A 12,858-nucleotide genomic window follows, 5' to 3' on the forward strand; every position below is an offset into this window, starting at 1 on the left:
AGGTCGGCGTAGGTCGGCTTAGCCCAACGGGCGTAAGCCGACAACATTGTTGGCCCGCCCGCGATGATGTTGGATTACGCGTTCCGCTAATCCAACCTACCGGGCGTAGGTCGGGTTAGCCCACCGGGCGTAACCCGACAAACATTGTTGACATGGGCCGGTGGTAAAATATCCTTACTTCGCCTGCGCGCTGGGGCGTTCGGCGATGCGGTCGCGGTAGGCCTGCAGGTTGGCCAAGCCTTCCGCGCCGGGCCGGTACTTCATCAGGCCGCGCGCGAATTCCAGCGCGCAGAAGGCCGTGATGTCGGCAATCGTGAAGCGGTCGCCGGCGATGTAGGGCTGGTGGGCCAATACCTGGTCCAGCCATTGCGCCGTCTCGCGCAGCTTGCCCGCCTGCGCCGTGGCGAAGTCGGGGAACTGCGGGTTTTCCAGCGCCACCAGGGCCGGATGGCCGTGGCGCACCCAGTTGGCGGCGGCGCTGAACAAATGCAGTTCCACGCGGCGGTCGGCCATCTCGATAAACGCGCGCTCCTCGTAACCCTCTCCCATCAGGTTCGGCTGCGGCTGCAAGCCTTCCAGGTAGGTGCAGATGGCGCGCGTCTCGGTCAGCACGCGCCCATCGTCCAGCTCCAACACGGGCACGCGGCCCAGCGGGTTTTTCGCCAGGAAGGCGGGATCGCGATGATGGCCCGCCATCAGGTCGAGCGCCACTTCCTCGATGCCGGTGATGCCCTTCTCGGCGATGAACATGGTGACGCGGCGCGGATTGGGCGTACGGGGGCTGATAGTCAGTTTCATGTGCTTGGGTCTCGTCTTGTTATGTTAGTGGACGCGGCTGCGGGACTGGCCTGCGGCAGCATGGTCACGCGTCCATCATACCAGCGCACCGCCATGGTGCGGCGCCCCTGGCGCGTTGACTTTGCCCCCGTTTCGCCTTAGATTGCTGTACGGGAACGCTGGCCGCCAGTTCCAGCGATGTCCCCCACACGTCATCAACGCCCGCAGCCTACCCGGCTGTCGGGCGTTTTATCCATGAAACTAGGGCATACCATGCATCGCACACCGACTCCGCGCTTCCGGCGCAGCCAACTGGCCGCCGCCGTCCTGGCACTGGCTTCCATCACCGCGGCCCATGCGGGCCACGCCGCCGCAGCGCCAAAGTACGCCTCGGCCAGCCACGCCGCCACGACCACCACGCAGCTGCCGCGCGGCGTCACGCCCTTGCACTATATCGTGTCGATCACGCCGGACGCCGCCGCCTCCACCTTCAAGGGCGCAGTCGCCATCAAGGTGGCCGTCGACAAGCCAACGGCCAGCATCACCTTCAACGCCTTGAACCTGGCGTTTTCGGCAGCCGCCATCGAAGGCGCGGGCGGCGGCAAGCAGGTGACGCGCAAGATCGATTTCGATGCGGACAAGCAGACGGCCACCGTGCATTTCGCCGAGCCGCTGGACAAGGGCGAATACCTGCTGCGCATCGATTACACCGGCAAGATCGGCACGCAGGCCACTGGCCTGTTCTCGCTCGACTACGACACGCCCGAAGGCCACCAGCGCGCGCTGTACACGCAGTTCGAGAACTCGGACGCGCGCAGCATGCTGCCATCGTGGGACGAACCGGATTACAAGGCCACCTTCGATCTCGACGTGGTCGTGCCAAGCGGCCAGATAGCTGTCGGCAACATGCCGATTACCCGCAGCGAGGAGATGGGCCATGGCATGAAGCACGTGTACTTCGCCACCACGCCGCGCATGTCGACGTACCTGCTGTTCTTCGGCCTGGGCGACTTCGAGCGGGCCACGGCCATGAGCGAAGGCACGGAAATAGGCGTCATCACGAAGCGGGGCGCGCTGGCGCAAAGCCGCTTCGCGCTCGACGAGTCGGCCGCCCTGCTGCGCGAATACAACGATTATTTCGGCGTGCGCTACCCGCTGCCCAAGCTCGACAACATCGCCGCGCCGGGCCGCAGCCAGTTCTTCGGCGCCATGGAAAACTGGGGCGCCGTGTTCACCTTCGAGTACGGCCTGCTGCTCGATCCGGCCATCTCGACCCAGGCCGACAAGGAAAACATCTACACCACCCTGTCGCATGAAATGGCGCACCAGTGGTTCGGCGACCTGGTCACCATGCGCTGGTGGGACGACCTGTGGCTCAACGAAGGTTTCGCCTCGTGGATGGAAAGCCGCACGACGGAGCGTTTGCACCCGGAATGGAACACCGCCCTGTCCAGCGTGGCCGGGCGCGAGTCGGCCATGAGCCAGGATGCGCTGCGCACCACGCACCCCGTGGTGCAGCGCATCGCCACCGTGGAGCAGGCAAGCCAGGCCTTCGATGGCATCACCTATCAAAAAGGCGAAGCCGTGATCCGCATGCTCGAAGCGTATGTGGGCGCCGATACGTGGCGCACGGCCGTGCGCAACTACATGCGCAAGCATGCGTATGGCAATACGGTGTCCGACGACCTGTGGCGCGAAGTCGATGCGGCCGCCGGCAAGCCTGTCAGCGCCATCGCCCACGATTTCACCCTGCAGCCGGGCGTGCCGATGATCACGGTAGATAACGCCGTGTGCAGAAACGGCAATACGCGCGTGCGCCTGACGCAGACGGAATTTTCCAAGGACCAGCCGAACAAGAAACCGCTGTCGTGGAAAGTGCCGGTGATCGCCTCGACGGTCGGCAACGGCAAGCTGGCCACGGTGCTGGTCAAGAATGGCAAGGCGACCTTGAACGTGCCAGGCTGCGGCACCCTGCTGGTGAACGCGGGCCAGAGCGGCTATTACCGCACCGTGTACGCGCCGGCCAACACGCGCGCGCTGGCGGGCAGCTTCGCGCGCCTGGCGCCGATCGACCAATTGGGCTTGCTGGCGGACAGCCAGTCGCTGGGCCTGGCCGGTGCGCAAAACCTGGCCGACTTCCTGGAACTGGTGAAGGCGACGCCGCTGTCGGCCGATCCGCAGGTGCTGGGCAAGGTGGCCAGCTCACTGGGCAGCCTGTACGAACAGTATGCCGGCGACAGCGCGGAAAGCAAAGCGCGCCAGCAGGCCTTCGGCCGCTTTGCCGTGGCGCGCCTGGCGCCGATGATGGCGCAGACGGGCTGGGAAGCGCGCGCGGGCGAAGCATCGAGCGTGGCGACCTTGCGCGGACAACTGATCGCCATCCTCGGCGACATGGGCGAACCGGGCGTGATCGCCGAGGCGCGCCGCCGTTACGCGGCCAGCGAACAGGCCGGTGAGCAGGCCGCCATGCCCGCGCCATTGCGCCGCACCATCCTGGGCGTGGTGGCGCAGCATGCGGACGAGAGCACCTGGGAGCAGCTGCACGCCAGGGCGCGACAGGAGCAGACGCCGCTGGTCAAGAACCAGCTGTACGACCTGCTGGCCTCGAGCGACGATCCCGCCCTGGCGCAGCGCGCGCTGGCCCTGGCGATGACGGACGAACCGGGCGTAACGAATAGTCCGGCCATGATCTCGCGCGTGTCCCGCACGCATCCGGAACTGGCCTTCGACTTCGCCCTGGCCCACCTGGAGCAAGTCAATGCGCGCATCGACGCCAGCTCGCGCAGCCGCTACTTCCCCCGCCTGGCCGCCGGTTCGGCGCAGCCGGACATGATCGCCAAGCTGGAAGCGTACGCGCAAGCGCACCTGCCGGCCGGCGCGCGCGGCGACGCCGACAGTTCCGTGGCCGGCATCAAGTACCGCATCAAGCTGCGCGCCGAACGGCTGCCGGCCGTCGATGCGTGGCTGGCGAAACAGGCGGGCTAAGTGATTGGCTTCCCGGCACCGCGGCGCTGCGGCGCCGGGAGCTGAGGAAAACGCAGGCAAAAAAAACCGGCTTCGCAAGGTGCGGTAGCCGGTTGAAACGCTGTTTCAGAGCGCAGGGATAAAACGGGAATACATGAAAAACACATGAAAAAGTGGAAATCGTGCCGGTCATTGAGGTGTCCGGCAACCTTGCGCCCGGGGTTTCCGTGCGCCATGTATCCACTATGCCAGCCCTTCATGAAGACAGGCTTAGGACTTCATTAAATCCCCGCCCGATTCCCGTATTTCCCCTGCCCCACCCTGCAATCATTACTACAAAACAAGTTTTACGTGTCTGGTGCCGATGGTTGAGCTCACCGGCTAAGCTGTTGAGTCATGCCTGCATCCTATCGCTCCCGGAGCGTAGTGATCTGCGCATCGCATGCTGTGTGCCAACAAAAGCATCATAACAGCGTCATATGACCGCCATATGACGTAGCTCTAACATTGCACGCGCACCAATGCGCGGATCGCGTACTATTCCCCCATCACCCATCCCCTTGTTCCATCTATTCCATCCGCCCCATGTTCAGCCAGAATCTTCGTACCGTTTTTCTGCTTGCCTGCGCCGTGCTGGCCGCTTGCACGCCCTTGCCGCCCGCACCAGCTCCTGCACCGGCCGCCGCTGCCTCCATGCCGGCACCGCCGTGGCAGCGGCCCGGCGTGCAGCTGCTGCACATCGCGCCCGACGAATCGCTGCTGACCATCACCGTGCGCCGCGGCGGTGCGCTGGCGCGGCTCGGGCATGACCACGTGGTGGCCAGCCATACCCTGCAGGGCGTCGTGGCGCCCGCGCCGGGACGCGCGCAGTTCCGTTTCCGGCTCGACGAGATGACTGTGGACGAAGCAAGCCTGCGCCAGGCGGCCGGTTTGACGACGACGCCGTCGGCCGACGCCATCGCCGGCACGCGCCACAATATGCTGGTGCGCGTGCTCGAGGCGGAACGCTATCCGTGGGTCGGCATCGACGCACGGCGCACGGGCGACAAGCAGGTGTTCGACGCCGACATCACCCTGCATGGCGTGACGCGCACGGTACAGCTGCCGGTGCGCATTGAAGAAACGGCCGGTGGACGCCGCCTGCAGGCCAGCGGCAGCCTGCTATTGAAACAGAGCGACTTCGGCATCGTGCCTTTCGCCATCCTGGGCGGCGCCATGGCCGTGCAGGATCAGATGGAACTGGCGTTTCGCATTACCGCTCGGCAAGACGTCAGCGCGCCAGGATCAATCGCAAGCCCAGGCCGATGAAAATCGTGCCGGCCACCCGGTCCAGCCACAGGCCCGCACGCGGACGGCGATTCAGCCACAGGCCGACGGCGCCGGAAAAATAGCCGAGCAGACCGAACAGCACGCAGGCCTGCGCCGTGAAGACAAGGCCCAGCTGTGCCGTCTGCCAGCTGGCGCTGCCCTGGCCCGCGACGATGAACTGCGGCAGGAACGACAGGAAAAACAGCACGACTTTCGGATTGATACTGTTGGCGAACAATCCCTTGCCAAAAAGACGCAGCAGGGATTCATCGGGCAAGGCCGCCGCGCCATCGACTCTGGCGCCGCCACGGCTACGCAAGGCGCCGATACCCAGCCACACAAGATACAGCCCGCCGGCCACTTTCAGCATGGTAAATGCCGTGGGCGAGGCGGCCAGCAGGGCCGACACGCCGATGGTCGCCAGCACCGTGTGCGTGAGGCAGCCGAGGGCGCAACCGAGGCCGAAGGCCATGCCCTGGCGGCGCCCGCGCGACATGCCCACGCCCAGCACCATCAGGTTGTCGGGGCCGGGGCTGGCGGTGATCAACACGGCGGCGGCCAGAAAGGCCAGAAACTGGTCGGGACTGAGCATGAGTATCTCGCGGGCAAAGGCGCCATGATACCGGAGCGGGCGCCAGGCGGACAGGACATGAAATTGCCCGTGTGTCACCAAGAGTCGATTAAAATGGGCATTCCATAGCACACGGCGCTGCCGCCGGTTCCCGCGCGATCATCACCATATCCATCGATGCCAGCCCACCCGCCCCCCTCCCGCCACCGCGCGCCCAGCTTCCGCGTCAGCGCCTGGCTATGCGGCTGGCCGCTCCTGCTCAGCCTGCTGTTCGGCTTGCTGGGCCTGGCGGGTGCGGCGCAGGCCGCTCCCATTCCCCTGAGCAAGCAAGGCATCCATCACCTGGGCGATGGCGGGCAACTGTTTCTCGCCGACAATGAAGCCGCGCCTGCCGACGCCACCGCCCTGCCCGCCTGGCTGGCGCGCCAGCGCCCTGCCGACCAGGTCGACCTGTTCGGCGGCGCCTACTGGCTGCATGCGCAGGTGCGCAACGACAGCAGCGAAGCGGCCTGGGTCATCGACCCGAACGACACGCTGATCGACCTGGTGGACGTGTACGTGTACGGCCCCGGGCCGCACACGGCGCCGCAGATCTTGCTGACCGGTTACCAGCGGCCGCACGAGTATTTGCTGCACTACGGCGGGAACGTGCAGCTGGCGCCGGGCGCCACATATGACATCCTGATCCGCTTTTCCAGCCCGTATTACGCGCGCGCGCCCATGTTCGGCGTCAAGACGCAGCAGGATTACCGCAAGCTGGTGGGCAAGGAAAATTTCCTGATGGTGGCGTCCATCGGCGCCCTGCTGGCGCTGGGCCTGTTCAATTTCTTCATCTTTTCCATCACCCTGGAAAAAGCCTCGGCCTATTACGCGCTGTATGTGCTGACGTACGGGCTGGCCTGGGCCATGACCTTCCACGTCTTTGCCGACCTGTTCGACTGGCACCAGCTGCAGCTCCATTACGTGCCGTTTTTCCTGCTGCCCGTCTTCAGCACCCTGTTCTACATGCATTTCCTGCGCCTGCGCGACTACTCGCCCCGTCTGCACGGCATCAGCAAGATCAACCTGGTGCTGCCCCTGCTGCTGCTGCCGAGCTGCTTCTTCGCCCTGTCGTATGCGCACACCCTGGCCACCATCGCCATCAGCATCTGGATGCTGCTGGCGCTCATCTGCGGCATCGTCGTCTGGCGCCGCGGCTACCAGCCGGCGCGCTTCTTCGTGCTGGCCTTCGTCGCCCTGATGCTGCCCGGTTTCCTGATCCTGCCGGCCAACCTGGGCCTGATGCCGGCCATGGTCGCCAACGCCCAGCTGGTGACCTTGCTGGGCGGCACCTTTGACGGCTTGCTGCTGGCCTTTGCCCTGGCCGACCAGATCCGATTGCTGCGCAATAACCTGGAACAGCGCGTGCAGGAACGCACCCTGGCGCTCACCCTCAGCAACGACGCGCTGCTGAAGGCCAAGGAGCACGCGGAAGTGGTCAGCCGCCACCGCATCGATTTTCTGTCCGCCATGAGCCACGACATCCGCACGCCGCTGGCCGGCGTGATCGGCATGCTGAAATTCGCGCTGCGCGACCAGTCCGTGCGCGGCCGCACGCAGGAATACCTGCGCATCGGTCTGCACAATGGCGTGTCGCTGCTGACCATCCTCAATGACATCCTCGATTTCTCGAAGATCGACGCGGGCAAACTGACCCTGGAAACCGTGGACTTCGACCTGCTGGCGCTGATCGGCGACGCGGCCGGCATCGTGCAGGGCCAGGCCGACGCCAAGAGCCTGCTGCTGCGCCGCGAACTGGCGCTGGACCTGCCGCGCTACGTGCGCGCCGACCCCACGCGGCTGCGGCAAATTCTCATCAATCTGCTGGGGAACGCGCTGAAATTCACGGCCAATGGCGAAGTACTGCTGGAAGTGCGGCGCGCCCGCACGCCGCCGCGCCAGGACGGGCGCAGCGCCATTGAATTCATCATCAGCGATACAGGCCCCGGCATCGACGCGGACACCTTGCCGCGTTTGTTCCAGAAATTCGAGCAGGCCGACCATTCCACCACGCGCCGCTACGGGGGCACGGGCCTGGGCCTGGCCATCTGCAAGGAGCTGGTCGAACTGATGAACGGCACAATAGGCGTGGAAAGCCGGGTCGGCATCGGTTCGCGCTTCCATTTCACCTTGCCGCTGGAAGACGGCAGCGCGCCGGCGGCCGACGCGCGCCGGCCCGCACGCCACGCGCGCCACGCCTGCCGCCTGCGCATCCTGTGCGCCGAAGACGTGCGCACTAACCAGATCATCATCGGCACCCTGCTCGAAAGCATGGGTCACGAGGTCACCATCGTGGAAAACGGCGAGCAGGCGCTGCGCGCGCTGGGCACGAGCGCCTACGATTGCGTACTGATGGATGGCCGCATGCCGGAGATGGATGGCGAACAGGCCGCGCGCCTGATCCGCGCAGGCGGCAACGCGCAATTCCCGATCCCCGACGCGCAGATTCCCATCCTTGCGCTGACGGCCAACGCCAGCGAACATGACCGGCAGCGCTACCTGGCGTCCGGCATGGACGACTTCCTCAGCAAACCCGTCGACGAAGCGCTGCTGTTCGAAAAGATCGACGCCATCATCGACCTGCTGCTGGCGCGCGGCCACGCGCTGCCGCCTGCCGCGCCCACCGCAGACGATACCCTGGCGCGCCAGTTCGGCCTGGACGACGCCGCCGAACCAGCCGCGCCGGCCGATCCCATGACGGCGCCCGTGCACATTCTGCCGCTGGCGGGACTGTCGCCGCAGCACTTGCAGCGCATCGCGCAAGCGTTCCTGACGGAAGCGCCGCGGCGCCTGGACCTGGCTTGCCACGCCGTGCGCGATGGGAACGCCAGCGCGGCCGCGGCCGCCTTCCACGCCTTGAAGGGCAGCGCCGGCTACCTGAGCCGCCCCACCCTGCACAGCCTGTGCCACCAGATGGAAACCCTGGCCTCGAACGGCCAGCTCGATAACGTGGAACAGTTTTTGCCGCAATTGCAGACGGCGCTGGACGCGGCGCGGCGGGACCTGGAAACTCAGCCCGCAGGCTGAGGCATCCAGCCATGCGCTTGCAGCCACGCCAGCAAAAGCCGTGGCCACGCGGCCGGCTCGCTGCCTGGCTTGCCCAGGCCCCAGCCATGTCCTCCGCTCTGGAACTGGTGCAGCTCGACGGGCACGCCTGCGCGGCGCAGGGCGGCGGTCATCAATGTACTGTTATCGGGCGGTGAAATCGGATCGTCGAGCGCCTGCGCGATGAAGGTGGGCGGCGTGCGCGCATCGACGTGCAATTCCACCGACAAGGCGTCGCGCGCGGCCTGCGCGGGATGGGCGCCCAGCAGCTGTTTCTTCGCATGCGTCGTGTCGAATGGCCGCTGCATGGTCAGCACCGGGTACAGCAGCACGGCAAAGTCGGGCCGCGCGGAGACGCCATCCATCGCATCGATGGGCGCATAGCGGGCGGCATCGGGCTGCACGGCCGTCATGCCGGCCAGGTGCGCGCCGGCGGAAAACCCCAGCATGCCGATGCGCGCCGGGTCGATATGCCACTCGGCGGCGCGCGCACGGATCACGCGCATGGCGCGCTGGCCATCCTGGAATGGCGCGACCACCCCGCCGCCTTCCTGCGGCAAGCGGTACACGAGTTCAAACGCCGTGACGCCCTGCGTTTGCAGCCAGTTGGCGGTGGGGCCGCTCTCCTTGCCCGCCTCGATATGCGCATAACCGCCGCCGCTGACCAGCAGAATGGCGATGCCGTTCGGCTGCGCCGGGCGGTGCACGATCAGGTAAGGCTGCTTGACCTGCGTGATGGAACCCTTGGCGCTGTCGCGCTGCGGGCCCGGCGCCGCGCCACCGGGCGGCGCGCCCGGCCACAGCACGATCGCGCCGGGCGGCGCCGCGCCCGCGTGCAAGTGGAACAGGACTAGACACGACAGCATCAGGCGCCGCATGGCTAGAAATCCTTCTCGCCCTGGATCACGGCCGGATAGCCCGTCATGGCGCGCGACGTCTGCATCCCCGCCATCACGGCCGCCTCGACGCAGCCCGCGTTGAGGCCCGTCCTGATCCAGTCGCCCGTGAGGAACAGGTTGCTGAACCCTGACTGGTCGGTGGCCAGCCGGTACTGCGTGCTGCCCACCACCGACATCACGTAGCGCTCGGACGGGTCGACGTTGGCGCGCCAGTACTGGCTGTCGAAGCGCGCCGGTCCCGCCCCCTCCTGCGCATCGACCAGCCATTGCCATGGAAACGCGCCCGGCGCGCCCGCCTCCGACCACAGCGCGCCGATCTCGCGCTCGAGCTGGTGCAGCGCGCCCTGCTTCGCCCTGGCCGCGCAGCGGGCCGGGAAATCCGTGTCGGTGACGGGCGGGTAGCTGTCGACGGGGAAGGCGCTGCAAAAATACGAGACGTTTTTCGGCTCCAGCCCCGCCGGCCAGTCTTCACGCGCCAATAACTGATCCATCGGCGCCCACGTGTCGTATGGCTCAGTAAAAGCCGACAGCACCGGCTGCTGGCCTTGCGGCTGCGTGGTCCAGCCCATCTGCGCCAGATTCTTGTTGAGCCACACCTGGTAAGCCTGCGTGGCCACGGTTTGTACCTTGTCGGCCGCCAGTTGCAGGGCCGGGCTTTGCGCCAGCAATTGCGGGCACAAGGCTTGCAGCGAGCCGATGGAAATGCCGAACACCACCTTGTCGAAGTCCACGCCCTTCTTCAATACCGTGGCGGGCAGCGCGCGGCCGAACGTCTGCCGGTACTGCTGCGGCCAAGCGCTCCAGTACGATTCCAGGTTGACGTCCTGCGCCTGCAGCAGCGCGGCCTCGGCCGGTTCGATCTGCGCATAGTCGGGCGCGCTGGGCCAGCAATCGAGGCCCTTGACATCCACCAGCGGCGCGTAGCCGGCGGCCGGATCCTTCAATTGCACCTGCTGCGTGATGCGGATGCTGTCGATGTCGCCCGCGCCCGGCACCAGCTCTTCCACGCGCTGGAAGAACTTGAATTCCACGCCCCTTTTCTTCAGCACTTCGTACATCGGCGTGAAAATCGTGTCGCCCATGCCGGCCTGCATCTTGAACATGATGCCGCCCTTGTAGGCCAGGCCGATGCGCGCCATCGAGCGCAAGAGCGTCCCCGCCTCGATGTTCGGCCTGGAAAAATCGCCGCCTTCGTAGGCAAACACCAGGTCGTAGAAACCGCGCACGGGCGCCGAGTTGACGCTGAACTGCTCGTCGCCGCCATGTTTTCTCAGCCAGGCACGGAAATCGATATCGTTGATGACGTCAAAGCCGTTCTTGAACACGCCGTCCTCGAACATGCCCTTCATGACCGTGATGCCCAGGTCCAGGCAGGTGAACAGGCGGCGCAATTCATCGTCGCCATCGATCAGGGCGCGGTAGCGCAGGCGCAGCCACGCGCGGATGCCGTTCAGGGTGCTGGCCAGCAGCTGGTGGCGGGCCTGGTCGTGGCGCGTGGAATCGGGCGCCAGGTCGGCCACCAGCGCCACCATCGCGCCGACGGACAGGCCCACGTCCAGCCCCAGTTCATCGGCCTGCCCCACCACTTCATCGGCCAGGCGGCGCAGCCAGCCCGGCCACACGCCCTCTCCCTGCGAGGCGCTGGCGCGCACGATGCGCGCATCGGCATCGGCCACTTGCCGGATCTGGCGTATCCACTGCTCGATCCAGCCCACCATCGCGATGGCCATCTGCCACAGCGTGATGTCTTCGCCGCCCTCGCCCGGCTCGCCCGGCAAGGTGGGAAAGACGATGGACCAGTTGCGCCACTGCCCCTTGACGTCTTCCGACAGGGCCACGTAATCGTGCTGCTTGAAGGCGTCGCGCCAGGTGGCCAGCGGCGCGCCGGGCGGACGCTCCAGGCTCGCATATGCTTCCTTGATCATCTTGAAGGCGTTCGCGTAGAAGCCGAACCAGATGTGCAGGCCGTGCTCCTCGATGCGCTGGCCTGCTTGCGCATTGCGCCCGCTGGCGCCCTTGCCGCCCAGGCGCCAGCCCAGCTGGTAGACGGTGATGGCATGCCGGTTTTGCCAGCCCGGCTGGTTCGTCAAATAATACGCGGTGGTCATGGCCGCCACGCCGCCGCCCAGGATGGCGATCTTTTCCGGCGCGATGCGGGAATTGTCGACCAGCTCCTCGCCCGGCATGGCCGTGAAATCGAAGTTCACATTGAAGGGCAAGATAGCCGCCTGCGGTCCCAGCCGCAAGCCCAGGGTCTGGTCCAGCGGAAAGCTGTCAAACGCATGCACCGTGCATTCATATTCATAGCCGAGCAGGCGCGCGCTGTGCAAACGGTTGATCTCGGCCGGCGCGGCCACGAGGGCCTGGTACACGGCTTTCACGCCCGCGCTGTCGGGGAATTGCTTGAGGAAAATCTGGTCGATGCGCGGATTGCGCAGCAAGGACAGAATATCGGCCCAGCCGGCCTGGTCCATGTCGAAGAAATCGGGAATGGAGAGGAAAATCTGGAACGCCTGCTCGATGAGTTCCAGGAAACTGTTGACGGGCTTGTGCGGCCCCGTCTGGACGGTGGCGTTGACTTCCAGCAGCGGGTGCAGGGCCAGTTTCGTTTCCGGCGAAAAATGCTGGAAGCCCTTGGCGGCCACGGAACAGCGCAGCGGCTCGCTGCCGGCGGCGGGAATCTCGTAGTCACACAGGTATTTCGGATAACCGAACAGTTCGCGCCCGTTGATCAGGGCCATCGCGTCATCGACGAAAATATGGCACGGGTACCAATAGATATGCGCGAGTTTGCCCTGCTCATCCATCTGGCCGACCATGATCCAGGTGACGATGTCGACTTCCGTGATCCAGCCCTTGGCCTGGTCGACGGGGTTGGCGGAATCCGCATGGTTGACGCGCGTAAACGTCAGCATCACATACGGCGACAGGGCCTTCAGTGTCATCTTGCTGCCCGCCACCTGGTTCAGGGTGGTATTCACGGTCGCTTGCAGCTTGGCCAGGTCGCCCCTGACGAAATAGCCATACATTTCCGACTGTTTCAATTGCAGCGGCGAGTGCATCATCACCGAACCGCCCTGATAGATATACGAAGGTCTTGCCGAAGGTTGCGCCGTCATTGCCCTGCCCCCAATTAAAGTTTCAGACAAACAAGATTGCTACAGTGTATTTCAGAAACAGCATTGCATGATATGAAATAAATTAAAGGATTTGCCAAGATGCATAGCGTAGGCTTGCGCACGGCAGCCGGGGCAA

At 65.5% G+C, this 12,858-nt stretch carries 7 protein-coding genes; 3 read left to right on the forward strand and 4 right to left on the reverse strand.

Going from position 1 to position 12,858, the window contains the following annotated elements:
- Positions 1 to 174: 174 nt before the first annotated feature.
- On the reverse strand, positions 175 to 798 hold the full coding sequence (locus CLU90_RS08565; protein ID WP_100427690.1) for a glutathione S-transferase family protein: 624 nt from the start codon (positions 796 to 798) through the stop codon (positions 175 to 177).
- Positions 799 to 1,050: 252 nt separating this feature from the next.
- Here CLU90_RS08565 and CLU90_RS08570 point away from each other — a divergent pair, with 252 nt between their 5' ends.
- Positions 1,051 to 3,762, forward strand: a complete 2,712-nt coding sequence (locus CLU90_RS08570) for a M1 family metallopeptidase (protein ID WP_100427691.1) — start codon at positions 1,051 to 1,053, stop codon at positions 3,760 to 3,762.
- A 564-nt stretch (positions 3,763 to 4,326) separates the two neighbouring features.
- A complete protein-coding gene (locus CLU90_RS08575; RefSeq protein WP_232731133.1) occupies positions 4,327 to 5,049 on the forward strand; it encodes a YceI family protein in 723 nt (240 codons plus the stop codon).
- Here CLU90_RS08575 and CLU90_RS08580 read toward each other — a convergent pair.
- Positions 5,012 to 5,641 (reverse strand): LysE family translocator, encoded by a 630-nt coding sequence (locus CLU90_RS08580; protein WP_092714327.1) that lies wholly within the window; start codon positions 5,639 to 5,641, stop codon positions 5,012 to 5,014. The genes CLU90_RS08575 and CLU90_RS08580 overlap by 38 nt on opposite strands.
- Positions 5,642 to 5,797: 156 nt before the next feature.
- Between CLU90_RS08580 and CLU90_RS08585 the strand changes: the two genes are divergently transcribed.
- A complete protein-coding gene (locus CLU90_RS08585) occupies positions 5,798 to 8,686 on the forward strand; it encodes a hybrid sensor histidine kinase/response regulator (protein ID WP_232731134.1) in 2,889 nt (962 codons plus the stop codon).
- Here CLU90_RS08585 and CLU90_RS08590 read toward each other — a convergent pair.
- Positions 8,671 to 9,582, reverse strand: a complete 912-nt coding sequence (locus tag CLU90_RS08590; RefSeq protein WP_100427692.1) for an alpha/beta hydrolase — start codon at positions 9,580 to 9,582, stop codon at positions 8,671 to 8,673. The genes CLU90_RS08585 and CLU90_RS08590 overlap by 16 nt on opposite strands.
- Positions 9,583 to 9,584: 2 nt before the next feature.
- Positions 9,585 to 12,722: an NAD(P)-binding protein gene (locus tag CLU90_RS08595; RefSeq protein WP_232731135.1), complete on the reverse strand. Its 3,138-nt coding sequence runs from the start codon at positions 12,720 to 12,722 to the stop codon at positions 9,585 to 9,587.
- Between the last annotated feature and the right edge of the window lie 136 nt (positions 12,723 to 12,858).

It is taken from the genome of Janthinobacterium sp. 67, assembly GCF_002797895.1.
Taxonomy (GTDB): domain Bacteria; phylum Pseudomonadota; class Gammaproteobacteria; order Burkholderiales; family Burkholderiaceae_D; genus Janthinobacterium.